This is a genomic window from Kribbella sindirgiensis, assembly GCF_004331435.1.
Classification (GTDB): Bacteria; Actinomycetota; Actinomycetes; order Propionibacteriales; family Kribbellaceae; genus Kribbella; species Kribbella sindirgiensis.
The window spans coordinates 433370-455609 of sequence record NZ_SJKA01000001.1 but is presented as its reverse complement, the minus strand read 5'-3'; the positions used below and the strand labels follow the sequence as shown (position 1 = coordinate 455609).

General features: G+C 68.7%; 25 protein-coding genes. 13 read left to right on the top strand and 12 right to left on the bottom strand.

The window, feature by feature from the left end; genetic code table 11:
• Window positions 1-7: 7 nt before the first annotated feature.
• Genes E0H50_RS02275 through E0H50_RS02265 form a run of 3 tightly spaced genes read left to right on the top strand, consistent with a single transcriptional unit; the run spans window position 8 to window position 1548 of the window.
• On the top strand, window positions 8-364 hold the full coding sequence (locus E0H50_RS02275) for a helix-turn-helix domain-containing protein (protein WP_131284200.1): 357 nt from the start codon (window positions 8-10) through the stop codon (window positions 362-364).
• Between the two features lie 42 nt (window positions 365-406).
• Window positions 407-1159, top strand: coding sequence for a phosphotransferase family protein (locus E0H50_RS02270; protein WP_131284198.1), 753 nt, complete (start codon window positions 407-409; stop codon window positions 1157-1159).
• Window positions 1156-1548: a GNAT family N-acetyltransferase gene (locus E0H50_RS02265; RefSeq protein WP_131284196.1), complete on the top strand. Its 393-nt coding sequence runs from the start codon at window positions 1156-1158 to the stop codon at window positions 1546-1548. Before E0H50_RS02270 ends, E0H50_RS02265 begins: the two co-directional genes overlap by 4 nt.
• Here E0H50_RS02265 and E0H50_RS02260 read toward each other — a convergent pair.
• Window positions 1535-2431 (bottom strand): hypothetical protein, encoded by an 897-nt coding sequence (locus E0H50_RS02260; protein WP_165546977.1) that lies wholly within the window; start codon window positions 2429-2431, stop codon window positions 1535-1537. The genes E0H50_RS02265 and E0H50_RS02260 overlap by 14 nt on opposite strands.
• Window positions 2432-2526: 95 nt before the next feature.
• Here E0H50_RS02260 and E0H50_RS02255 point away from each other — a divergent pair, with 95 nt between their 5' ends.
• Entirely contained in the window at window positions 2527-3729 is a 1203-nt protein-coding gene (locus tag E0H50_RS02255) for an MFS transporter (protein WP_202867979.1), read from the top strand.
• Between the two features lie 35 nt (window positions 3730-3764).
• Window positions 3765-4679 (top strand): DMT family transporter, encoded by a 915-nt coding sequence (locus E0H50_RS02250; protein ID WP_131284194.1) that lies wholly within the window; start codon window positions 3765-3767, stop codon window positions 4677-4679.
• Here the strand turns inward: E0H50_RS02250 and E0H50_RS02245 are convergent.
• A complete protein-coding gene (locus E0H50_RS02245) occupies window positions 4616-5293 on the bottom strand; it encodes a TetR/AcrR family transcriptional regulator (protein WP_131284192.1) in 678 nt (225 codons plus the stop codon). The genes E0H50_RS02250 and E0H50_RS02245 overlap by 64 nt on opposite strands.
• 47 nt (window positions 5294-5340) lie before the next feature.
• Here E0H50_RS02245 and E0H50_RS02240 point away from each other — a divergent pair, with 47 nt between their 5' ends.
• Window positions 5341-6252, top strand: coding sequence for an SDR family oxidoreductase (locus E0H50_RS02240; RefSeq protein ID WP_131284190.1), 912 nt, complete (start codon window positions 5341-5343; stop codon window positions 6250-6252).
• Here E0H50_RS02240 and E0H50_RS02235 read toward each other — a convergent pair.
• The 3 genes from E0H50_RS02235 to E0H50_RS02225 all read right to left on the bottom strand — a co-directional run bounded on the left by E0H50_RS02235 (window position 6249) and on the right by E0H50_RS02225 (window position 8713).
• A complete protein-coding gene (locus tag E0H50_RS02235; RefSeq protein WP_238150718.1) occupies window positions 6249-6944 on the bottom strand; it encodes an MBL fold metallo-hydrolase in 696 nt (231 codons plus the stop codon). The two genes, E0H50_RS02240 and E0H50_RS02235, sit on opposite strands and share 4 nt — an antisense overlap.
• 95 nt (window positions 6945-7039) lie before the next feature.
• Window positions 7040-7996 carry an Abi family protein gene (locus E0H50_RS02230; protein ID WP_131284186.1) on the bottom strand — a complete coding sequence of 319 codons (957 nt, stop codon included), beginning with the start codon at window positions 7994-7996 and terminating at the stop codon, window positions 7040-7042.
• A gap of 120 nt (window positions 7997-8116) precedes the next feature.
• Window positions 8117-8713, bottom strand: a complete 597-nt coding sequence (locus E0H50_RS02225) for a LysE/ArgO family amino acid transporter (RefSeq protein WP_131284184.1) — start codon at window positions 8711-8713, stop codon at window positions 8117-8119.
• A 73-nt stretch (window positions 8714-8786) separates the two neighbouring features.
• Here E0H50_RS02225 and E0H50_RS02220 point away from each other — a divergent pair, with 73 nt between their 5' ends.
• Window positions 8787-9674, top strand: coding sequence for a LysR family transcriptional regulator ArgP (locus tag E0H50_RS02220; protein ID WP_131284182.1), 888 nt, complete (start codon window positions 8787-8789; stop codon window positions 9672-9674).
• Between the two features lie 6 nt (window positions 9675-9680).
• Here E0H50_RS02220 and E0H50_RS02215 read toward each other — a convergent pair whose 3' ends face one another.
• Both E0H50_RS02215 and E0H50_RS02210 read right to left on the bottom strand, forming a co-directional pair.
• Window positions 9681-10520 (bottom strand): SCO6745 family protein, encoded by an 840-nt coding sequence (locus E0H50_RS02215; RefSeq protein ID WP_131284180.1) that lies wholly within the window; start codon window positions 10518-10520, stop codon window positions 9681-9683.
• On the bottom strand, window positions 10517-11017 hold the full coding sequence (locus E0H50_RS02210; protein WP_131284178.1) for a GNAT family N-acetyltransferase: 501 nt from the start codon (window positions 11015-11017) through the stop codon (window positions 10517-10519). The genes E0H50_RS02215 and E0H50_RS02210 overlap by 4 nt, the downstream gene beginning before the upstream one ends.
• Window positions 11018-11078: 61 nt before the next feature.
• On the opposite strand from E0H50_RS02210, the gene E0H50_RS02205 reads away from it, so the two are divergent.
• Window positions 11079-12182, top strand: coding sequence for a calcium:cation antiporter (locus tag E0H50_RS02205; RefSeq protein ID WP_131284176.1), 1104 nt, complete (start codon window positions 11079-11081; stop codon window positions 12180-12182).
• On the opposite strand, the gene E0H50_RS02200 is transcribed toward E0H50_RS02205, so the two are convergent.
• The 3 genes from E0H50_RS02200 to E0H50_RS02190 form a co-directional block, all read right to left on the bottom strand.
• Window positions 12148-13584, bottom strand: a complete 1437-nt coding sequence (locus E0H50_RS02200) for an ankyrin repeat domain-containing protein (RefSeq protein ID WP_131284174.1) — start codon at window positions 13582-13584, stop codon at window positions 12148-12150. The two genes, E0H50_RS02205 and E0H50_RS02200, sit on opposite strands and share 35 nt — an antisense overlap.
• 145 nt (window positions 13585-13729) lie before the next feature.
• On the bottom strand, window positions 13730-14089 hold the full coding sequence (locus E0H50_RS02195) for a YybH family protein (RefSeq protein WP_131284172.1): 360 nt from the start codon (window positions 14087-14089) through the stop codon (window positions 13730-13732).
• Window positions 14086-15120 carry an amidohydrolase family protein gene (locus tag E0H50_RS02190; protein WP_131284170.1) on the bottom strand — a complete coding sequence of 345 codons (1035 nt, stop codon included), beginning with the start codon at window positions 15118-15120 and terminating at the stop codon, window positions 14086-14088. The genes E0H50_RS02195 and E0H50_RS02190 overlap by 4 nt, the downstream gene beginning before the upstream one ends.
• Window positions 15121-15240: 120 nt before the next feature.
• Here E0H50_RS02190 and E0H50_RS02185 point away from each other — a divergent pair, with 120 nt between their 5' ends.
• From E0H50_RS02185 to E0H50_RS02175, 3 genes are read left to right on the top strand one after another with little or no spacing between them, the layout of a single operon-like run.
• The gene (locus E0H50_RS02185; RefSeq protein WP_131284168.1) at window positions 15241-15672 is read left to right on the top strand and encodes a hypothetical protein; all 432 of its coding nucleotides are present in this window, start codon (window positions 15241-15243) and stop codon (window positions 15670-15672) included.
• A 13-nt stretch (window positions 15673-15685) separates the two neighbouring features.
• Window positions 15686-16096: a thiol-disulfide oxidoreductase DCC family protein gene (locus E0H50_RS02180; RefSeq protein ID WP_165546976.1), complete on the top strand. Its 411-nt coding sequence runs from the start codon at window positions 15686-15688 to the stop codon at window positions 16094-16096.
• Window positions 16068-16736 carry a TetR family transcriptional regulator gene (locus E0H50_RS02175; protein WP_131284164.1) on the top strand — a complete coding sequence of 223 codons (669 nt, stop codon included), beginning with the start codon at window positions 16068-16070 and terminating at the stop codon, window positions 16734-16736. The genes E0H50_RS02180 and E0H50_RS02175 overlap by 29 nt, the downstream gene beginning before the upstream one ends.
• Before the next feature lie 2 nt (window positions 16737-16738).
• Here the strand turns inward: E0H50_RS02175 and E0H50_RS02170 are convergent, their stop codons facing one another.
• Window positions 16739-17248 (bottom strand): DinB family protein, encoded by a 510-nt coding sequence (locus tag E0H50_RS02170; RefSeq protein WP_238150717.1) that lies wholly within the window; start codon window positions 17246-17248, stop codon window positions 16739-16741.
• A 193-nt stretch (window positions 17249-17441) separates the two neighbouring features.
• Here E0H50_RS02170 and E0H50_RS02165 point away from each other — a divergent pair, with 193 nt between their 5' ends.
• Together E0H50_RS02165 and E0H50_RS02160 are read left to right on the top strand one after the other, a co-directional pair.
• Window positions 17442-19136 carry a DEAD/DEAH box helicase gene (locus E0H50_RS02165; protein WP_238150716.1) on the top strand — a complete coding sequence of 565 codons (1695 nt, stop codon included), beginning with the start codon at window positions 17442-17444 and terminating at the stop codon, window positions 19134-19136.
• 97 nt (window positions 19137-19233) lie between these two features.
• Complete coding sequence (locus E0H50_RS02160; protein WP_131284160.1) at window positions 19234-20730, top strand: sensor histidine kinase; 1497 nt, start codon at window positions 19234-19236, stop codon at window positions 20728-20730.
• Here E0H50_RS02160 and E0H50_RS02155 read toward each other — a convergent pair.
• A complete protein-coding gene (locus tag E0H50_RS02155; RefSeq protein ID WP_131284158.1) occupies window positions 20727-22211 on the bottom strand; it encodes a TRAP transporter substrate-binding protein in 1485 nt (494 codons plus the stop codon). The genes E0H50_RS02160 and E0H50_RS02155 overlap by 4 nt on opposite strands.
• Between the last annotated feature and the right edge of the window lie 29 nt (window positions 22212-22240).

Sequence of the window (22240 nt, the reverse complement as noted above, 5' to 3'; positions counted from 1 at the left end):
GCCAGACGTGTTGCTACGCCAGGTGATCGGAAGCGTTTTCCGCCGGCTGCGGCGCGAGCGGGGAATCACCCTGCGTGAGCTCGCCGAGTTGGCCCAGGTGTCGGTGCCGTACCTGTCCGAGATCGAGCGCGGTCGCAAGGAGCCGTCCTCGGAGATCCTCGCCGCGATCTGCCGGGCGCTCGACCTGGAGCTGTCCGACCTGCTCGCCGAGGTCCAGTTCGACCTGACCACCGCGGTCCGGTCGACGCTGCCGGTCCGGCTCCAGACCGCCGCGATCCGCGTCGAGGACGCCGCATCCCGCCGCATCCCGTCCGGCCCGCGCGCGTACTCGAGCCTGCCCACGGCCTACACCCTCGTCGCCTAGAAATCAGTCCCGCCAGGCGGCCGATGTCTCTAGCCTGACCTGGTGCCGAACCATGTGAAGCGCCGCGCGCCCGCCGCACCGGGCTCGATCCCGGCCGTCCTGAAGATGTTCGAGTCCGAGGTCCGCTTCTACCGCGAGATCGCGCCGGTCGTCGGCGTGCGCGTGCCGGAGTGCTACCAGGCGGAGTCCGATGCGGATGGAACACTGCTGGTTCTGGAGGACCTGTCCGCGTGGACGCCGGGCGCGGAGCCGGCCGCCGGCGCGCGGGCGCTCCGCGTACTCCACGACCGTTGGCGTGGACGAGCGGACCACGAGTGGGCGTGGCTGCGACGGGTCGGCGCCGGCGACGAGTTGGTGGCAGAGCTCTACGACCGTACCTGGCCGGCGTTGGCGCGGCGGTCCGATCTGTCCGCGCCGGTTCGTGCGTACGGCGAGCGCCTGGTCGGGAGCGTGCTGCAGGCTGAGGCAGACGTCGCGCGGGCAGGAGAGCTGACACTGGTCCACGGCGACGCCTCGGCGCAGAACATGCGGACGGGACCCGACGGGCAGGTGGCGTTGCTCGACTGGGAAGACGTGTCGGCGGCACCCGGCGTACTGGATCTCGCGTGGTTCCTGGTGTCGTCCGTCGAACCGTCCCGGTGGCCGGAAGCGTTGACGGCGTACGGCGAGATCGACGGGCTCGACGTGGTGCTGCCGTCGGTGATGGTGCAGGGGTACCTGAGCATGTCCGATCTGCCCGACGGTGAGGGCGCAGAGTGGAACGCCCGACTCGAAGCCGCGGCGGTGAGGTTGTGAGGTACGTCGTACGTTTTCCGGTCGATGATCCGGAGCTGTCGGCGTTACACGCTGCCGCGTTCGAGGGTGAGCTTGACGTGCAGCCGTGGGCCGAGCGGCTGGAGCGGTGGGCGCTGACCTGGGTGGGGGCCTTCAGCAACGATCAGCTGGTCGGGTTCGTGCAGGTGTGCTGGGACGGCGGTGCGCATGCGTTCGTGCTGGACACCGCCGTCCATCCGGATCACGGTCGGCAGGGGATCGGCAAGCAACTCGTGCTGACCGCGGCCGAGGAAGCCCGTAAGGCCGGGTGCGAATGGCTGCATGTCGACTACGAGCCGCACCTCAAAGCCTTCTACGAGGACGCCTGCGGCTTCCGCCCGACGGATGCCGGTCTGCTCAAGCTCCGATAGCCGTCAGGCGTTCGGTCGAGATGCAGGATGTCAGGCAGCGTTCCTTCGCGTCGCCGAGCAGGTCGGCCGTCCACGTCGTGAAGCCGCCGTCGCCCAGACCCGCACTGCCGCTGCCCAGACCCGCGCCGCCGAGGCCGATGCCCAGCGCTGTCCCGGCGTAGTAGTTCGCACTCGCGGTACGCCCAGCGTCCTCCGTGAACGCGACATCCAGCGCCGGGCGGACCGTGTCCTCGATACGGTCGCGCAGCGCCGACTCGGTGAAGGCCGTGAACGTGAGCTCGGCCTTGTCGCCGAGCACGGCATGCCAGAAGCTCAGGTGGTCGATCAGCAGTTCGGCCTCGGTCCGGCACGACCCGGTGTCCCGCGCGCTCGACACCAGCACGAACAGCTCGAAGTGCGCCGACATCCCGGGACCGTCGAACGGTTGCGCGCGCACCACCCGCTGACACGCCGCCAGGTGCACCCGGTCCTGCCCGGCGCGACGCCGTACGGCGGCCTCGATCGCCAGCTCGTTGGTCGGATCGCTGGCAACCTCGGTGCCGCGGATCGTGCTGACCACCTGGTGCTGGTTGATCGTCGCGATCGCCGAACAGGTACCCAACGGCGTCACCGGAGACAACTGCACGCCGTCGAACTTCTCCGGAAGCAGCTCCCACAAGCGCTGCTGCGTCTGCACCAGCTCCCGCGGATCGATGGTCGACGGCTGCACGAACCGGTCCTGCTGCCAGCGCTGCAGAAGCCGCGCCGGCGTCACCTTGGCCGCGCGCTCACGCGTCACGTCCAGGAGGACGGACTGCAACTCGGACTGGCTCAAGCGGTCCACGAGGGCGTCCCGGCTGCCGTCCGGCAGCTTGGCCCAGAATCGTTCGCTGACGTCTCCCATCGCTCTACTCTGACGGATAATTCCCCTTATCCGCGCACCATTTTTGCCGTACCTTCGGAGGTATGAGTCCTCCGTGTTGACGCACTGACCGAGGTTTGACAGTCCGGATCATCGCCTTCGAGGCGTTGCAGGACTTCATCCCGCTCTACCCGCTGTACCAGTTGCTGTTCGCCGACCACGGGTTGTCGGCTGCCCAGATCTCGACGCTGTTCGTCATCTGGTCGGCGACCGGGTTCGTTCTCGAGGTGCCGTCCGGCGCGTGGGCCGACTCGTACTCGCGGCGCAAGCTGCTGATCCTCGGCGCGCTGCTCAGCGCCCTCGGGTACGCCGCCTGGATCACGCTCCCGTCGTACGCCGGATTCGCGCTGGGCTTCGTCCTGTGGGGTATGTCGTCGGCGCTCATCTCCGGGACCTACGAGGCGTTCGTGTACGACGAACTCGCGGCCCGGGACCGTGCCGATCGCTTCCCGACCGTGCTCGGTCGCGCCCGTTCCGCCTCGTTCGTCATGAACCTCGCGGCGACGGCGCTCGCCACTCCGCTGTTCGCGCTCGGTGGTTACACGCTGGCCGGAGTCGTCAGCGTGCTCAGCTGCCTGCTGCAAGCGGTCGTGGCGTGGTCGTTGCCCGAGGCGCGCGCGGTGGAGGTGGCGCGGGAGTCGGACGAACCAGGCGCCCGCGCGGCCTTCGCCGCGTACCTTCACATGTTGAGGTCCGGCGTGGCCGAAGTGCTGACCAGACGGCTGGTGCGGCGGGCGGTTCTTCTGGTCGCGTTGCTCGGTGGGTTTCTGGCGTTCGACGAGTACTTCCCGCTGCTCGCCCGGGAGACCGGTGCCGCGACGAGTGTGATCCCGTTGCTGATCGCGGGAACCGTGGCCGCGCAGGCGATCGGCAGTGCGCTGGCGGGACCGGCGTACAAGTTGCCTGTGGCAATCTTCGCGACGGCGCTCGCGGCGACCGCGGTGCTGATTGCGACCGGTTCGCTGAGCGGGTCGGCGTGGGGGTTCCTGCCGATCGCGTTCGGGTACGGGCTCATGCAGCTGGTGATCGTGGTGTCCGAGTCGCGCCTGCAGGACGCGATCACCGGCCCGGCGCGGGCGACCGTGACGTCGGTGTCCGGGCTGTTCGCCGAGGTCTCCGCGATCGCGGTGTACGGCGGGTTCGCGCTCGGATCGGTGTGGTTCACGATGTCGATCCTCGTGGCGGCGTTGACCATCCCGGTGCTGCTGACCGCGTTCGTCGTACCGTTCGCGCTGCCGTCACCGCGTAGTTCGGTGAGCACCGAAGCGTCCGATACCTAGCCTCACATCATGAGCGGGAAGGACGTTTCATCGGTATGAGGAAGCAGGGTGTGCTCGCCGGCGGCGCGGCCGCGGTGACGGTGGTGTTGTGGGCGTCGGCGTTCGTCGCGATCCGCCACGTCGGCCAGGAGATGTCGCCCGGTGCGCTGACGCTCGGGCGGCTCCTGGTCGGCAGTGTGCTGCTGGGGATTTTCGTGTTCACCCGGCCGCGGCGCCGGCCGGCTCCTGGAGACTGGAAGCTCCTGCTGGTGTGCGGGTTGCTCTGGTTCGGGGTCTACAACATCGCGCTGAACGCGGCCGAACAGCACCTCGACGCGGGGACCACGTCGATGCTGGTGAACACCGGGCCGCTGCTGATCGCCCTGCTGGCCGGGATGTTGCTGGGTGAAGGCTTCCCGCGGCAGTTGGTGATCGGCAGTTTGGTCGCGTTCGGCGGAGTGATCGTGATCGGGCTGTCCTCATCGCACGGCGGTGCCGATACCTGGGGCGTGCTGCTCTGCGTGTTAGCTGCGGCTGCCTACGCGATCGGTGTCGTCGCCCAGAAGCCGTTGCTCGGCCGCCTGCCCGCGCTCGAGGTCACCTGGTTGTCCTGCGTGATCGGAGCCGTCGCCTGCTTGCCGTTCGGGCCGGCGCTGCTGCGCGAGGTGGCTGATGCGCGCCCGTCCACGGTGTGGTGGGTGGTGTTCCTCGGTGCGTTTCCGACCGCGATCGCCTTCACCACCTGGGCCTACGCGTTGGCCCGGACCACAGCCGGCCGGATGGGCGCCACGACGTACCTCGTGCCGCCGCTGACGATCTTCCTCGGTTGGCTGCTGCTCGGCGAAAGCCCGGTGCTGCCGGCGTACGCCGGAGGCGTGCTGTGCCTGGGCGGCGTCGCGCTCTCGCGTTACCGGCGGATGCCGGCGACCCAGGTGGACAGCCCGGACTCGAAGCCGCTGTCGAAGTCGTAGGCGAGGCCGTCCGCGCCGAGCTCGTTGACGATCCGGGTCAGGGTCGGAGCCTTGTGCGCGGGCAGCGCGCGGACCCGGGTGAGCAGGTCGGGGGCGAGCTCGAACGTCTCCGCACGGACCGACGCCTCGCCGAGGCTGAAACCGTGGATGAAGTCGATCAGGGTATTCGCGGCCTCGAAGATCTCCCGCGGTGCGAGGCCGGCCCGGTCGAGGGCGCGGTAGAACGGCTCCATCGTGACCACGACGACGTCCGACACCGCTGAAGCGTCCGACAGCACCTGGAGCGCGAGGTTCGGGTGCTGCCGGAGACCGTCCCGGTAGGCGCGGGCAGCCTGCTTGAGTTGCTCGTCCCACGGAACGGCGTCACCGGGGTCCGGGAGTTCCAGGCCGGCGAACACGAGCTCCGCGAGACCGGCGAGCACGGCGGCCTTGTTCGGCAGGTGGTGGTACAGCGACATCGGGTTGACCTGCAACGTGGCCGCCAGCCGTCGCATGGTCAGCGCGTCGATGCCCTCGTCGTCGACGATCCCGAGCGCGGCGGTCAGGATCACCTCCCGGCTCAGCCGCTCCTCCCCGGCGCGGGGCCGCCCGGAGCGCTTGCCGTCATTAATCATACGACGTATGGTACATAATCGTACAACGTATGGATAAGGAGGGCGGCATGCAGCCGTTGGCAGGGAAGGTGGCGCTGGTGACCGGCGCGACCCGGGCAGCCGGCCGGGGGATCGCGGTCGAGCTCGGCGCGGCCGGCGCGACCGTGTACGTGACCGGGCGGAGCACGCGGGACCGGCGGTCCGAGATGAATCGGCCGGAGACGATCGAGGAGACCGCCGAACTGGTCGACAAGGCCGGCGGCCACGGCATCGCCGTACCGGTCGATCATCTGGATCCTTCGCAGGTCCGAGCCCTGGTCGAGCGGATCGAGCGTGAGCAGGGCGCATTGCACATCCTGGTGAACGACATCTGGGGTCAGCACGGCGAGCCCGAATGGGACAAGACCGTCTGGGAGAGCGACCTCGAGGGCGGTCTGCGGCTGCTGCAGCTGGGCGTGAACACGCACGTCATCACCAGCCACTACGCGTTGCCGTTGCTGATCAAGTCACCCGGCGGACTGGTGATCGAGATGACCGACGGCACCAGCGAGTACAACGCCGACAACTACCGCGTCTCGTTCTTCTACGACGTCGCGAAGGGCGCGGTCGGACGGATCGCGTTCGCGTTGGCGCACGAGCTGGACAAGTACGACGCGACCGCCGTACTGCTCACCCCTGGCTGGCTGCGGTCCGAGGCGATGCTCGAAGGGTTCGGCGTCCGTGAGGACAACTGGCGGGACGCGACCGAACGGATCCCGCACTTCGCGATCTCCGAAAGCCCCGCGTACGTCGGCCGCGCGGTCGCCGCCCTCGCGGCCGACCCCGACGTACGACGCTGGAACGGCAAGTCCACGTCCAGCGGCGAACTGGCCCAGATCTACCACTTCACCGACCTCGACGGCTCCCGCCCCGACGCCTGGCGGTACATCGTCGAAGTCGAGCAACCGGGCAAACCCGCCGACACCACCGGCTACCGCTAAAGCTTGTACGGCGGGCAGGCTTCGGTCCCGTCGGTTGGAACCGCCACAGGCGACGCGTTGGCCGTGAGGGGTGCGTGGGGGTGTGCGGCTGCGATGGGGACGCCTGTTGTGGCCGCCAGGGCGAGGAGTTCGTGGCGGGAGGTCACGGCGACGGCTGGGTCTCGTTCGTACACGTACGTGAGCTCCGGCCACCGCGCCTGCGCGGGATGCACCAGCACATCACCACCAAGGATCGCCCGCTCGGTCACCACCGACTGATGCCCAGGCGTATGCCCCGGCGTAGGCAGCACCCGCATCCCGCGCAGCGCGACCTCCCCGTCGACCACCCGCAGCTGCCCGGCCTCCTCGATCGGCCGGATCCGGTGCGAGTACGTCGCCCCGCCCCGCACATGCTCCAACTCGTCCCGCTGCACGATGTACTCCGCCCGCGGAAACGCCGGCTCGACGCCGTCGGACACCCACCCCACATGATCCAGATGCACATGCGTCAACACGACCGCATCCACATCCGCCGCCTCCACCCCCACCTGTCCCATCAACCGAGGCAACCGCCCCACAACCCCCAACCACTCAGCCGCCTCCCCACCAGCCGGCCCAACCCCCGCATCCACCAACACCACACCCGCGTCAGACACCACCAAGTAACTATGAAAATGCAGCAGCCACCCGTCCCCCCGAACATTCCCCGGCATCACCCGCCCAGTCCATGCCGCCTCCTCAACACCCCACCCAGGCAACGCCTCGGAAACCCCCTCAGGAAACACAGCCACCGCATCACACAACACCGTCACATCCACGGCCAGCACTCCTCCCACCGAGCCGGAAACCCCATCTCCGACAGACTTCGCCCACACGCCGGAATCTCTGCGGGGACCAATTCGCGCACCCCCGAAGCCCAGTCGCCCTCGCCCACCCGATGGAGCAGGAACGCCAGGACGCACAGCGTCGAGTAGATCCTGTGAGGAGACACCTCCGGCGCGCTGAGGTGCCGCAACTCGGGAATGGTGGCCAGCTGACGTGCGCCGATCTTGTTGACCATGTGCCGATTCCACAGCCGGGAGTGATGTGCGCAGATGTTGCGGACGTAGTTCAGCACCCGCAGCCAGTTGCCCAACGTGTGCCCATTGCCGCGACCGAGGCCGTCGACGATGTCCAGCTCCTGTGCGATCGCCGTACGGTCAACAGCCTTCAGACCGCGGTACAGGTGGGCGGTGGATCCGAAGTCGAGGATCTCGGTGACGCCCCAGACCGGGAGGCGTCCGTCGTACTTCGTCTGGAAATGCACGACGAAGTCCTCCGATGATCGACGCTGAGCATCCAGCACCTTGGCGATCCAGTCGTCGTACCTGCTCCGGTGTCCGCCGTTGGCCTGAGTGAACTGTCCATCGAGGTTGGCGCGGTCGAGGTGCGCATAGGCACCGCGCTCGCCCAGGGTGAAGCCGATCATGACACGAAGTGCGATCTCGACACGCTCGACGGCGTCGAGGACATGCAGCTTGAGCCGGCGGTCGGCGTCGTACAGCCGAATCACCGTGCTGAAGTTGGTACCTCCAATGAATTGATCGGCGCGTTGTCTATGGCCGAGCTGGCGACGGTACGGGTACCAGTAGCCGCTCAATCGGTGGTAGCCGACCACGCTCAGCAGCTCGGCCGCTGCGGCGGGGTCGTCGACGGCCATGCCCCTGCTCTTCAGAAGCTGGACTTGGTCGTCGAAGGACAGGTGTGGCTTGGTGTAGGGCAGCACGTGAAATCCCCCGGAAAGACGACCAGCCCGTGCCCGAGTGGGCAGAGGGGCTGGTCTTGCTACTGACAGTCTATCCGGATGTGCGGGTGGCGACCACGCCAGATTCTGGGCCTGTGGATATCAGGTGAGGAGCATCCAGGTGGCGAGGGTGGTCATGAGGAGGGCTATGGAGGTGTCCAGGAATTGCCAGGCTCGGGGGCGGGCGAAGAGGGTGGCTAGTTTGCGGGAGAAGAAGCCCAGGGAGAAGAACCAGGTGAAGCTGGCGGTGACGGCTCCCAGGCCGTAGAGCCAGCGGCCGTCGGTGCCTCGTTGGTTTGCCAGGGAGCCCAGGAGTACGACGGTGTCCAGGTAGACGTGGGGGTTGAGGTAGGTGAAGCCCAGGCAGGCCAGTACGACGCTGCGGAGGGCGGACGGGGCGTGGTCGGCGGCTGTCATCGCGCCGGGGTTGAAGGCGCGTTTCGCGGCGAGGAACGCGTACGCGTAGAGGAACGCGGCGCCGCCGAACTTGGCGATGTCGAGGGCCAGTTGACTGCGGGTGAGGAGGGCGCCGAGGCCGAGGATGCCGCTGGAGATCAGGAGGGCGTCGGAGAGTGCGCAGGTCAGGACCACCGGGAGGACGTGTTCGCGGCGCAGGCCTTGGCGGAGGACGAACACGTTCTGGGCGCCGATCGCCACGATCAGCGACAGTGCCGTGGCGAAACCGGCGAGGAGGGGCATGCTGTCGACGGTAAGCAGCCGACCGCCTTCAAACCAGCTAAAGATTCTGATGCACCATTAGGATTGCTTCATCATGCAGTTCGACTCCGTGCAACTCGAGACGTTCGTGGCCGTCCTCGACGAAGGCAGTTTCGACGCGGCGGCCCGGCGGCTGCGCGTGACGCCGTCCGCGGTCAGCCAACGAATCAAGGCGTTGGAGAGCCGCCTGGGCCAGGTCGTGGTGATGCGCGGCAAGCCGGCCCGAGCGACCGCGGCAGGTGCGGCGCTGCTCCGGCTCGCCCGTCAGGTGTCGCTGCTCGAACTGGAGGCGATCGCCGCCGTCCGCGGCACGGTCGACGCGCAGCGGATCCCGATCGCGGTGAACGCGGACTCGCTCAACAACTGGTTCCTGCCCGCGATGCTCGACCTGTCCCGGACCCATCACGCCCGGTTCCTGGTGCACCAGGAGGACGAGGAGCACTCGGCGCAGTACCTCCGCAACGGTACGGTCCTGGCTGCGGTGACCGCGGACCCGCGACCGGTCCAGGGCTGCCGCGTCGTACGGCTCGGGAAGATGCGGTACCTGCCGCTCGCCACCCCGGAGTACGCCGAACGCTGGCTGGCCGGCAAGCCGCTGCCGGAGGCGCTGGCCGAGGCGCCGATGGTGGTGTTCAACGAGAAGGACGTGTTGCAGCACCGGCTGGTGCGCAAGGTGACGCGGCGGAAGCTGGATCCGCCGTCGCATGCGATCCCGGCGTCCGCGCCGTTCCACGAAGCGGTCCGGATCGGGCTCGGCTGGGGGATGATCGAGGATCAGGTGGCCGGCCCCGAGCTGGCCGCCGGCCGCCTGGTGGAAGTTGCTCCAGGCAAGTACATCGACGTACCGCTGTACTGGCAGCACTGGAAGCTCGAGTCCGGCGTCCTCGACGCACTCACGGCCGCCGTACTGCGTGCTGCTGAGGCAGGCCTTCGTCCGTCGTGAGCTCGATCAGTCCCAGCGCAGAGCCATCGGGTTGTCCGGCGGGATCAGCCCGTCGGACATCAGTACGGTGCTCAGCGGGCGGACGAGATCGTGCAACTCGGTGGTCAGCTCGTCGCCCAACGCCTGCCACCCCTGATCCGCCAACGAGTCGGTGGTGTCCTCGACCTGCTGCCGCAACGCCCGCCCGGCCTCGGTGAGTGCGCCGGAAGCATCGAGCAGACCACGCGCACGAAGATCCTCGGAGGCAGCCGACCACTCCTCGTCGCTCCATCGCCGGTTGAGCTGGAAGATCTCCTTCGAGGGTCCGCCGGCGGCGGAAATCGTCACCAGCGCTTGGCACGGGCTGAGGCCCGCGGCGACGAGTGTCGCGACATGCCCGTCACCCCGTGACTCGCGCAGGATCGTGGTCGCCTGCCACAGCACCAGATGCGGCTCGTCCGGCCACTCCAGCGCAGCGTTCGCCGCCGCGATCGGCCGTCCCGCAACCGGTGCGACCTCTGCCGCGCGCCGCCCGAGCTCGGCGGCCCGCGCGACATCAGCGTCCGGGAACAGGCGGCGTACGGCGTTGTCCACGGCCGTGAGGCGTGCGTCGAGGAGTTGGGCTGGGGTGGCGTAGGTCCACGCGTCCGGGAGTGATCGGGCGACCATCGCGGGATGGAAGTTGTAGAACACGGCGGCCACGATCTCGGGACCGACCGGGCCGAGGGGCGCGGCGCGGCAGCCGAAGTAGCTCATCCATCCGCCCTTCAGCCCGAGTGCGTCGGTCGCCTTCCGCGTCTCGGGGGAGAAGTACGTGATCGCGTGGTACGGCTCGAGCGCCTTCCACATCCGCCGGGCGCGATTCATGGCAGCGGGCGGTACATCACGTGCAGGCCGACGTACCCGAGTGTGGGGTGGTCGAAGGCTTCCGGGACGGTGCCGGCGATGCGGAAGCCGAGGGACTGCCAGAGGTGTACGGCGGGTTCGTTCGTCTCGACGACCGCGTTGAACTGGATCGAGCGGAACCCGGATCGGCCGGCCCACGCGATCATGTCCTCGCAGAGCAGCCGGCCGACGCCCTTGCCGCGGGCCTTCCCGTCGACCATGAAGCTCGCGCTGGCCACGTGCGCGCCGGGACCGGGGCGGTTCGGGTACATGTTCGCGCTGCCGAGAACGGTGCCGTCGGCATCGACCGCGACCGTGGTCCGGGCCAGCGGCGAACTGGACGGCGACATCCAGAGCGCACGGGCCTGTTCCTCGGTCAGCTCCGGGTCGTAGGTGTACGTCTCCCGGGCGGTGACGATGTCATGGAAGAACGGCCAGATGGCCGGCCAGTCGTCAGCGGTCGCGTTCCTGATCTGCACGAGAGAAGCATCACCCGAGGCTCGCCGGATGCCAAGAGGATTCCGGATAGGCTGTCTGAGGATGACAAACTCCGTGATCCAAGGGCTGCCGCGCTGGACGCTGGCCGTGCCGCCGCTCGCCTTCGTCGTCCTGGCCGGGACCTGGCATCGCGACCTCGGCGCGGTGCTGCTGATCCTGGTCTGTCTCGGTCTCGGCGCCGCGGTGATCGCCGCCGTGCACCACGCGGAGGTGGTCGCGCACCGCGTCGGTGAACCGTTCGGCACGCTGATCCTGGCGCTCGCGGTGACGATCATCGAGGTCGCGCTGATCGTCACGCTGATGGCGTCGGGTGGCGACAAGGCCGCGTCGCTGGCCCGCGACACCGTGTTCGCCGCGGTGATGATCACCTGCAACGGGATCCTCGGTCTGGCGCTCGTCGTCGGCTCGCTGCGGCACCGCGTGCAGGAGTTCCGGGTGCAGGCGTCGTACTCCGCGCTCTCGGTGACGACCGCGCTGGTCACGCTGAGTTTGGTGCTGCCGACGTTCACGACGAGCGCGCCGGGGCCGCAGTTCAGCTCGGCGCAGCTGGCGTTCGCGGGGGTGACGTCGCTGGTGATGTACGGCGTGTTCGTGTTCATCCAGACGATCCGGCACCGGGACTACTTCCTGCCGGTCGCTCCGGACGGTGAGGTCGACGAGGACGAGGACCACCACGCGGCCGCGCCGAGCGGGAAGACCGCGCTCCTGAGTCTCGGGCTGCTGTTCGTCTGCCTGGTCTCGGTGGTCGGGCTCGCGAAGACCGTGTCGCCGAAGCTCGAGTCCGCGGTGGAGTCGGCGGGCGCGCCGCTGGCCGTCGTCGGTGTGGTGATCGCGCTGCTCGTGCTGCTGCCGGAGACGGTTGCCGCAGTCCGCGCGGCACTGCGGAACCGTCTCCAGACCAGCGTCAACCTGGCGCTCGGCTCAGCGCTCGCCAGCATCGGCCTGACCATCCCCGCGATCGCGATCGCCTCGATCTGGCTGAGCGGTCCGCTCGTCCTCGGGCTGGGCAGCAAGGAGCTGGTGCTGTTCGCGCTGACGGTCGTGACCGGCATGTTCACCCTCTCGACCGGCCGGGCGACGTTGCTCCAGGGTGCTGTTCACCTCGCGGTGTTCAGTGCGTTCCTGTTCCTTGCGGTAAGCCCTTGAGGTACTCGATTACCGCCTGCTGGTGATTGTGCTCGGCCCAGCCCAGCGCGTTCCCGTTGTAGTTCGGGTCGCGTACGGACGGGTCGGCGCCCAGTTCGACGAGTTTGCGCACCGTCTCCAGGTGCCCGTTGAGCGCGGCCCGGTGGATCGGCGCGGCGCCGCCGGAGATCCGGTTCAGGTCGAACCCGAGCCGCTGCAACGGTTCCATCGCCTCCGCCCGGCCGACCTCGGCGGCGCGAACTGGCAGATGCGGGACGCGAGCGACGGCGCGGGCAGCCAGGGCGGCGTCGACGTCCGGTATCTCACCGCGCATCGCCGCGGCGTACACCTCGTGGATCTCGTCCAGCGGCGCCGCGCCGCGTGCGCGGAGCAGGTCGGCGATCTCCGTGTGCCCTTGCACAGCTGCCAGTTCGTACGGGCGCTGGCGGCCGAACCCCGGGTGCCTGGTACCGAGACCTTCCGGATCGGTGCCTTGGGCGAGTACCAGTTCGGCCCGGTGGAGCAGACCGGCCGAGGACGCGAAGACCAGTTCGTCCTCGAGCAGTTGCCGCGGAGTCGGGTGCGCGGTCGTCATCCGTTCGTGCCACGGTCCGCCGTCACCGCGCCCCAACCCGTACTCCAGCAGCAGTTCCAGGTGCACGTCGTCGTACGGCGGGGGACAGCCGGGACCGCAGTTGTACATCGTCTGGCTGTCGTTCGGGTCGGCGCCGGCGTCGAGGAGGACTCGCGCGAGTTCGACGCGATCCCGGTGCGGGGGCTGGTCGCCTTCGCCGCGGCCGAAGACGCCGGTGAGCGCCGTGAACGGTGACGGCAGGCCCTGCCAGAGGTAGCCGGCGTTCGGGTCGGCGCCGTTCTCGAGCAGGAGCCGGGCGATCTCGACCTGGTTGGGCGCTTCGAGCCGGTTGTAGGTGAGGTAGAGCAGCGGTTCCCAGCGGTACGGTCCGCCTTCGACACTCGCCTGACTGACGTCGATCCCGTCGAGGTTGCCGGCCACCACCTGCGTGTAGATGTTGCTCTCGGCAATCTCCGGGTAGCGCTCCAGCAGTTCGCGCGCAGACTGCTGCCGCGCCGGATCGTCCTGACCGTAGTGCAAGGTCGCGAGGCGCAGGAACTCGTCGGAACGTTGTTCGGGCGTGTCGAGCGGGCCGCCGACGGACTGCCGATGGGGTGACCGGCTGTAGTGGTCGACCAGCTCGAGGTGGCGCACGATCCGTGGCCAGCTGGGGAATCCGTAGCTGCGCGCGATCACCAGCTGCGCGTCCGCCAGCGTCTGTACGGGATGGAACTCCGCGGCCAGTGCGAGCGCCGCGCTGTCACCGGCGCGGACCTGTTTGAGCAGGGTCTTGGCCTGACCGCGCAGGTGATCGAGGTGCGGGTCGTCGGGAAGATTTCGGGTCGGCATCGCCGACCTCCTCTCTACGAGCCTGCTGTCCGCGTCGTCAGGCGAGAAAGGAGGTGAACTGGTGCCACACCACAGCGATCTATCAGGTGGGCTGAGCCCTTCCCGCGGACCGGTGGCACCCTGAGCGCCTACTCAGGAGCCTAGCTCAGCGCGGCTTTTCCATCCACCACTCGGTGAACTCGTAGGCGCGGTCCTTGTCCAGCCGGATCACCCAGAGGTTGCTGAACTCGCCCGGCGGATTGGTCAGGTACGTCGTCCAGCCGCGGACGAACCCGACACCGTCGCCGAACCCGAGCACCTCGTACTCGAACGTCGTCTCGCCGGGTGCGTCGGCGATCTCGAGCCAGGCCGCCACGATCGCGTCTCGGCCGGTCACCGGGGCTTCGTCCGGCCGCCGGTACCAGGCGGCGTCCTCGGTCCAGAGTGCCGCGATGTCCTTGGGATCGTTGCTCTCCCACGCCTTCCGGTACCTCTCGACCCAGCGGTCGAGGTCCTTCTCCTTCACAAGATCCTCCGGTGGTTGAGGACGACCGCCGCCGGGGTCGCGAGTACGCCGGGATGCTCGCGCGGATCCACCTCGTACGTGACCAGGTTGCCGGCGCCGCTCAGCCCGAGGAAGTCCTGCGCGCCGGTCGAGGCCGCGGTGATCGCCTGCTCCACAGTCAGCCCGTGCTTGACAAGCTGGTCGATCTCGGCGGCGACGGTGCCGACGGCGTCGGATCCGGTCAGCACGCGGACGCCGTACCGCTCGGCGAGCGGCAGCACCGACGCGAGGTACGCCGATCGTTCCTCGCGCCGGGCCTTGCGCTCCGGGGTCTCGTCGGGACTCGGGCTGACGGAAGCGCAGAGCGTCGGCGTCCACGCGCCGCCCCGGGCGCCCAGCGCGTGCAGGTCCTGCTCGGTGAGCGCCGTACCGTGCTCGACCGAGTCGATGCCGACCCGGATCAACTCGCTGACGTGATCGGTGTTGACGTGCGCCGCGACGCGGACGTTGCGGGAGTGGGCCAGCTCGACCATCGCCTCGACCACCTCGATCTCGTACGACGGCGCGACCTTGCTGCCGCGGATCGGGCCGTCCGGGCCGACCTCGGGGAAGTCGCCGACCAGTTTCAGCCAGGTCGCGCCGTCGGCGATCTCGGCCTCGACCGCGGTGAGCAGGTCCTCCGGGGCGACCGGTTCGTACGCGTCCGAAAAGTACCGGCCGTTCGGCGCGAGGAACCGGCCGGCCGCGAGGACGAGCGGACGGTCGGGGTCTGCCGTCCGGGCGAGTTCGAGCGTGACCTCACGGTTGCCGCCGACGTCCCGGACCGCGCTCACCCCGGCGTCGGCGAGTTCCCCGAGTCGCTCGGCCGCGAAGTCCGCACCGCGCAGGACCGGCCCGCGCGGACCGGGCGCCAGCGTCAGGTGACAGTGCGAGTCGACCAGACCCGGTACGGCGTACCGCCCGGGCAGCTGCTCGCCGGACGGGTCCTGGCCGAACGTCAGGCGGGCGGTGTCGCCGGAGGGAAGGACGGTTCCTTCGAAGACCCAGGTCATGAACATCATCTTGCCGCAGCCGAGACCCAGATCACGTCCTGTTCGACTTGAACATGTTCAAAAGAGCGGCGTACCGTCAGGGCCATAAGATTTGAACATGTTCAAGAGTGGGGACGAGAGATGGACATGACAGTCACGACGTACTTGGTCTACCTGCTGATCGCCGTACCGCTGACGATCTGGGTGGCGCGGACGCTGAGCCGGAACGGGCGGATCTTCCTGGTCGACGTGTTCCACGGCAACGCCGCCTTCGCCGATGCCGTGAACCGGTTGCTGGTGGTCGGGTTCTACCTGATCAACCTCGGGTTCGTGACGCTGTTCCTGCGCAGCGACAGCCCGGTGCTGGACGCGAGCGGGGTGTTCGAGCAGCTCAGCGTGAAGCTCGGGATCGTGATGCTCGTGCTCGGGGTGGTGCACCTGACGAACGTGTGGATCTTCAACAAGATCCGGACCCGCAGCCGGCTCGACAGCATGACCCGCCCGCCGGTGCCGCCGAACGACACCGTGCAGCCGCTCACGGCGGCCGAGCAGGCCACCCAGTACGGATATTGAAGGCCGCCCGGCCGTGCGTGAGTTGACGGTTCTGTACGACGCCCACTGCGGACTGTGCCGCCGCTTCAAGGAGTGGCTGGCGGCCCAGCATCCGGCACCGGACGGGTACGGCGGGGTGGTGCGTCTGCGGTTCGTCGCGGCGGGGTCGACGGACGCGCGGACGCTCTACCCCACGCTGGATCATGACGCGACGCTGCGGGACGTGACCGTGGTCGCGGACGACGGGTCCGTGTACGTCGGCGATCGCGCCTGGATCGTGTGCCTGTGGGCCACGGGGGAGCACCGGCACACCGCCGTACGACTGGCGAGTCCGGCGATGCGGCCGGTGGCGCGGGCGATGGTTCAGGCGGCGGCGGGGCTGCGGCGGATGAGTGGAGGTGATTACGCTGACGGGTGTGACGGACAGTGCGACCGCGAAGGGTGAACAGACGCGTGAGCTGATCCTGTCGACCGCGTTGCGGTTGTTCCGGGAACAGGGGTACGGGAAGACCACGATGCGCGCGATCGCCAACGAGGCGGGCGTGTCGGTGGGGAACGCGTACTACTACTACGGTTCCAAGGACCACCTCATGCAGGCGTACTACGACCTCCTGCAGGACCAGCACCGCGAGGCGGTCGAGCCGATCCTCGCGACCGAGAAGGCGTTCGTGCCGCGCATGACCGGCGTACTGCGGACCTGGCTGGACGTGTCCGCGCCGTACCACGAGTTCGCCGGCACGTTCTTCAAGACGGCGGCCGATCCGCGCAGCCCGTTGTCGCCGTTCAGTGAGGAATCCCGCCCGGCGCGGGACGCGAGTGTCGAGATCTTCCGGCGCGTCATCGACGGCTCCGACCTGAAGCTGGCCGCCGACCTCAAGACCGAACTGCCCGAACTGCTCTGGTTGCTGCAGATGGGCGTGGTCCTGTTCTGGGTCCACGACCAGTCCGAGGACGTCCGCCGAAGCCGCGCTTTGATCGACCGCGCGGTCCCGCTCGTCGACCGGCTGCTCCGCCTGACCCGCATCCCCGGCGTCCGAGGCGTCACGACCGACATCGTCACCCTGATCAACTCGATCAAGCCGTAGTTCTATTCGCCGGTGGCACCGTCCAGGCGTTGGCGGAGGAGGTCGGCGTGGCCGTTGTGGCGGGCGTACTCCTGGATCATGTGGTTGTAGAGGTAGCGGAGTGAGTGCGGCGGTTCCTGGCCGGGGCGGAGGAACGTGTCGTCCAGCGCGTAGTTCGCGGCCAGCGCGTCCGAGGTCTTGACGATCTGGCGGTATTCCTCGAGGTCCTGCTCGACGAGTTCGGGGTCGACGTGGTCGAAGTCGCCGTCGGGGAACTCGCGGGACCAGTTCTTCGGCGGCGAGTCGTGCAGCGCCAGCGCGCGGTGGAACCAGTACTTCTCCACCTCGCTCATGTGCCTGACGAGCCCGATCAACGACATCGTCGACGGCGGGACAGCGCGCTCGACGAGCTGCTCGCCGGTGAGCCCGGAGAGCTTCCACAGCAGCGTCCCGCGATGGAAATCGAGGAATCCCTGCAGCAACGCCCGCTCGTCCGCGACCGTCGGCGGGTCGACCCGAGACTGTTCAGTCACGTGCAGAACCTACCCGTGTGACGAGCGTCCCGTAAGAAACGGCCCGGTTGTGCCGTAAACTGCTCAGGACGGCCCGCCCAGTTCTGCCTCGGGCCGGTGAGCGCAATTACTGTGCGCCAGCAGTCGACCACCACGCGCCGCGGCCCACCGGCCGCGCCGGGCAGGACGACCCCCGAACTTTTGGAGTACCACTATGGCGGCCCGCCGCCTCACGTCTACAACCACGTCCAACCAATCCGCCTCCCAGTCCCGCAAGTCCGCCGGCGACAACCCGGCCGGGCAGTCCCGGCCGCGGCGCCGGCGCCGTTCAGGTGCCGCTCGCAACCAGCAGCCCGCTGCCACCGAGCAGCTCTTCGAAGTTGCCATCAGCAACGATGACGAGGTGACCGAAACGGTTGCCCCGGACAACCGCAGCTTCGCGGAGCTCGGCGTACCCGCTCGGCTGGTGGCCACCTTGGCCGCTGCCGGGGTCGAGAAGCCGTTCCCGATCCAGGCGGCCACGTTGCCGGACTCGCTGGCCGGCAAGGATGTCCTCGGCCGCGGACGCACCGGGTCGGGCAAGACCTACGCGTTCGTCCTGCCGGTCCTCGCGCGGCTCGCCGCGAGCGGCACCAAGCGCCGTCCCAACCATCCGCGGGCGCTGATCCTCGCTCCGACCCGCGAGCTCGCGACCCAGATCCAGGCCTCGATCACGCCGCTCGCCGACACGCTCGGCCTGCGCTCGATGACGATCTTCGGCGGGGTCGGTCACGGCCCGCAGATCAGCGGCCTGCGCAAGGGCGCCGACATCGTCGTCGCCTGCCCGGGACGGCTCGAGGACCACCTCCAGGCCGGTCACGCGAAGCTCGACGCGGTCGAGATCACCGTGCTCGACGAGGCCGATCACATGGCCGACCTCGGGTTCCTGCCCGCCGTACGCCGGATTCTCGAAGCCACCCCGGCCACGGCCCAGCGGCTGCTGTTCTCGGCCACGCTGGACGCCGGCGTCGACGTTCTCGTCCGGCGCTTCATGACGGACCCGGTCACGCACAGCGTCGACTCGGCCCGCTCGCCGGTGTCGCAGATGACGCACCACGTCCTGCACGTCCAGCCCGACACGCGGCTCCCGGTGCTCGTCGACCTGACCGCCGCGCCGGGTCGTTCGCTGGTGTTCACCAGGACGAAGTACGGCGCCAAGTCGCTCACGAAGAAGCTGATCGCCCAAGGCGTCCCCGCCGTCGAGTTGCACGGCAACCTGTCCCAGGGCGCCCGTACGCGGAACCTGGAGGCGTTCTCCGACGGCTCCGCGCGGACCTTGGTCGCGACGGACATCGCCGCTCGTGGGATCCACGTCGACGGGGTCACGCTGGTGATCCACGCCGACCCGCCGATCGAGCACAAGGCGTACCTGCACCGCTCCGGCCGCACGGCCCGCGCAGGCGCTGACGGCACCGTGGTCACGCTCATGACCGACGACCAGGTTCGCGACGTCCGCGACCTGACCCGCAAGGCCGGGATTGCGCCGAAGGTCACCAAGCTCGGCGCCGATCACCCGATGCTGTCTGAGCTCGCGCCGGGCGAACGAACCTTCGTCGAGCCGACGGCCAGGCCGGTCCAGCAGGAACGCGTCGCGGGCTCGGGCGGTAGCGGCTCGGGCCGCGGCAATCGACGTCGGCGCGCTTCGGGCACCGCTCAGCAGACGACCGGCAAGCGGTCCGGCCAGAACGGTTCCGGCCAGGCGACTCGTGCGGCCGGTGGCTCGCGGAGCTCCGGTCGCTCCAAGTCCCGCGGCGGCTCGGGGAGCCCGAAGAGCTACAGCACGAGCACTCCGGGATCGACAACTCGCCCCGCCGGAGCCGCCGCCTTCTCCGCAGGCTCACGCGCCGGCACCTCCCGCCGAGGCCGCTGACCCACTGACCCGCTGAAAGGCCCAGTCACCGCGACTGGGCCTTTTGTGCGTTTCCGTCCGCTTGCTCTTGGAAGCCGGCCGGACGACAGTCGGAGGCATGATCAGGCTCGCGGCTGGGGTGGTCGCAACTGGTGGGCTGGTGATGCTGGCCGTGCGGGCTGACCTGGCATCCCAGGTCGACGGCTGGCGGATGGCTGTGGACGTCGCTGTCGGTGGCGCCTTCATCCTTGCCGGGGCCTTGCCCACCGGGCCCGCTCGTCAGCGAGTGATGGTTGCCGTCGTAGGTGGTGCATGGCTGCTGGGATCTGTCTTCCTGCAGGCCCTCCCGCTGCATCAGGCAGTGCTTGCGGTGGCGTTGGTGGCATTTCCGACTGGCCTGATCCGCGGCCGATTCGCCTGGCTGGTGGCCGCGCTCGCGGGAGTGGTGGCTCTCGGCTTCGTCCCGCAACCCGGGGTGGCTCTGCTCTTCGCTCTGGTCGCCGTCTGCGCCGTGATGCGTCCACCGAGCGCTCGGTGGTACCCGGTGACGGCAGCCGTCGCAGTGGCAGTGACACTTGGCATCAGCTGGTCGCTCGCCCGCGGCGAGGAGTCGTTCGATCCGGCGCTCGCCCTCCTTGACTACCAGGTCGTCCTCGGGCTCGTCGCCGTGACCTTCCCCGTCGCGTACTGGTCGGCGCTACGAGTACGGCGACGGCTCGCCGACGCGGTCCTGGTCAGTCGACCGTTGGCCGGACTCGACGGCTTCGCCTCCGTGCTCGGAGAGGCGCTCGGCGATCCGAGCCTCAGAGTCCATCGCTGGCAGGACTTCGCTGGTGGGCAGGCAGATCGACAGCTGCTCATGGTGAGCGAGGACGACGTACCGGTGGCTGTCGTCGTGCATCAGTCGGCGGCGCTGGAGGATCCGCTGACTGCCCGGGCGGTCGCGACAGCCGTGCGGCTGGCGGTGGCCAACATCCGGCTGCAGGAGGAGCAATTGGCCCGGCTGCGCGAGCTGGAGGCGGCGCGTGCGCGAGTTGTCGCAGCCGCAGACCGTCAGCGGGAGGAGGTGGCGGAAGAGCTGGGGCAGAAGGTGGCAGCCTTCTTGAGGGACGCCCAGGCTGAACTCGCCGACGTGCGCGTCGGGACAGGGACCGCCTTGGGCATTGTGGGATCAGAACTCGTAGCTGCGATCGCGGAGATCGGCGACCTGGTGGCAGGCATTCCACCGGCGACGCTGGGGGAGGGAAGGCTGCGCGATGCCCTCGAGATCCTCGCGGCGCGAGCTCCGGCCGAGGTGGTGATCAGCTACGGCGACGACTCTGCCGGTGACGCCGCTGCCGAGACCGCGTTGTTCTATGTCTGTTCAGAGGCATTGGCCAATGCGGCCAAGCACGCCGGCGCCGGCCGGATCAAGATCGACGTATGCCGGTACGGCGATCTGCTGCAGGTCAGCGTCACCGACGACGGGCGCGGTGGAGCCGACGTGTCCGGATCGGGACTGACCGGCCTGTCCGACCGACTGGCTGTACTCGACGGCAGGCTCCGGGTGGAGAGTCCACCCGGAGCCGGTACGACGGTGACTGCCACCGTCCCTTGCCGACGCCGTCTGTCCTAGCCGATCTTCTGCCACGGCTCGAGGATCATCTCCGCCCCCTTTGGGGCGGACGACTCGCTGAGAACGAGAGTGTTGCCGTCGACCGCCCAGGTGAACTGGACCGGATGGTCCTTTCCCTTGGGCACGAGCCAGACCTGGTGACCGGTGCCGCGGAGATCTCCTGCGCCGAGCACACCGTCGGTGATGGTGCCACCGCAGTCATCGCTTGGGTCGCCGATGGGCCGGCAGCGGACCTCGAACGTTCCGTTCCGCACAGTCAGGGTCCAGGTCCCCGAATTTCCGTCGCTGTTGTCCAGACCTGCTGCGTGCACGTCCTCGAGGGTGATTTCCACCCGGTAGACACCGCTCGGCAGCGCGGAGACCTGTTGAGGGATCTTGGCGGCAGGAGCTTCCTTACCCGTCTGCCGACAGGCTTCTGGCACGTTCGGGACGTCAGCCAGGGGATTGGCCGTCGCGATGGCCTGGATGTCCTTCAGCATCGGCCCGCTCTTCGGGTCGGCCGCAAGCCGGTCGAGTACAGGCTGCAGTTTCCTGCGTAGGCCGGCGACCTCACCTGGTGTGGCGGTGATGAAACGGATGCCGTCGCTACACATCTCGCCGGCGATGGCCGACTCCTCGTAGGTGGCCTCGACAGACGCCCTCGTCGCTCGCTGTGCCGCATCCCGGATCCAGCTTCGCTGCTGCTCGGTCAGGGCCTCGAACCGTTGCCGGCTGAAGCTCAGGACGAAGACCTTCGGCCAGAGCACGACATTGGCGGTGACCTGGAGGGCCAGAACGGTGTCGTTCCTGGCGTACTGCGGAACGTCGAACTCGGCGCCGCGAAGACGACCGGCCTTGACCTCACCGCCCCACTCGATCCCGAAGTTCACCGGCGTACCGCCGAGCGCCCGGATGGCATCTTCCTGCACGGGCGAGTTGTAGGTCCGGAACCGCGTACCCGTCCAGTCAGCCGGTCCGAGCAGCGGCTTCTTCGCGGCGAACGGCCGGCGAAGCGGTCCGACGGCCAGTCCGAGGCCGACGACTCCGGTGCTGTCCAAGCTGGCGAGCAGGGACTTGGCGACCGGCGCTGTCACCAGCTGCTTCTCCGCGGTATAGCTGGTGATGGTCATCGGCGCCTCGACGGCCTTGAGGCTGGTGATCCCGGCTCCCGCGAAGGCCCGCGTCGACGGCCAGCCACCGTCGATCTCGCCGGCCGCGATCGCCTTCACGATGGCGGATTCGGCCTGTGCGTCGCCTTCGCCGTAGTTCTTCTTGATCTCGACCTTCAGCTTGCCGCCGGACACCGTGCGGAGGTTGTCGACGAAGGCCTGCGGTCCGAACGACTGACCGTTGTCGTTCACGTCGTCGATGGTGGCCAGCGTCAGTACGGCGCTGTCCCCACCGGCCTTGTCGACTGCCTTCGCACCACTACAGCCGAGCGGTGCCATCAGCATGATGCCGACGAGGCTGTAGCTGAGACCGCGCCTGCGCAGTACGTTCATGGTTTCTCCCCCTACGTCCAGAAGATTGG

Coding starts and splice junctions, on each gene's coding strand:
- E0H50_RS02260 (WP_165546977.1), bottom strand. CDS start 2,431: ATGGGAGACGTCAGCGAACGATTCTGGGCCAAGCTGCCGGACGGCAGC.
- E0H50_RS02250 (WP_131284194.1), top strand. CDS start 3,765: ATGAGGAAGCAGGGTGTGCTCGCCGGCGGCGCGGCCGCGGTGACGGTG.
- E0H50_RS02245 (WP_131284192.1), bottom strand. CDS start 5,293: ATGATTAATGACGGCAAGCGCTCCGGGCGGCCCCGCGCCGGGGAGGAG.
- E0H50_RS02240 (WP_131284190.1), top strand. CDS start 5,341: ATGCAGCCGTTGGCAGGGAAGGTGGCGCTGGTGACCGGCGCGACCCGG.
- E0H50_RS02235 (WP_238150718.1), bottom strand. CDS start 6,944: ATGCCGGGGAATGTTCGGGGGGACGGGTGGCTGCTGCATTTTCATAGT.
- E0H50_RS02225 (WP_131284184.1), bottom strand. CDS start 8,713: ATGCCCCTCCTCGCCGGTTTCGCCACGGCACTGTCGCTGATCGTGGCG.
- E0H50_RS02220 (WP_131284182.1), top strand. CDS start 8,787: ATGCAGTTCGACTCCGTGCAACTCGAGACGTTCGTGGCCGTCCTCGAC.
- E0H50_RS02215 (WP_131284180.1), bottom strand. CDS start 10,520: ATGAATCGCGCCCGGCGGATGTGGAAGGCGCTCGAGCCGTACCACGCG.
- E0H50_RS02205 (WP_131284176.1), top strand. CDS start 11,079: ATGACAAACTCCGTGATCCAAGGGCTGCCGCGCTGGACGCTGGCCGTG.
- E0H50_RS02200 (WP_131284174.1), bottom strand. CDS start 13,584: ATGCCGACCCGAAATCTTCCCGACGACCCGCACCTCGATCACCTGCGC.
- E0H50_RS02190 (WP_131284170.1), bottom strand. CDS start 15,120: ATGACCTGGGTCTTCGAAGGAACCGTCCTTCCCTCCGGCGACACCGCC.
- E0H50_RS02185 (WP_131284168.1), top strand. CDS start 15,241: ATGGACATGACAGTCACGACGTACTTGGTCTACCTGCTGATCGCCGTA.
- E0H50_RS02165 (WP_238150716.1), top strand. CDS start 17,442: ATGGCGGCCCGCCGCCTCACGTCTACAACCACGTCCAACCAATCCGCC.
- E0H50_RS02160 (WP_131284160.1), top strand. CDS start 19,234: ATGATCAGGCTCGCGGCTGGGGTGGTCGCAACTGGTGGGCTGGTGATG.
- E0H50_RS02155 (WP_131284158.1), bottom strand. CDS start 22,211: ATGAACGTACTGCGCAGGCGCGGTCTCAGCTACAGCCTCGTCGGCATC.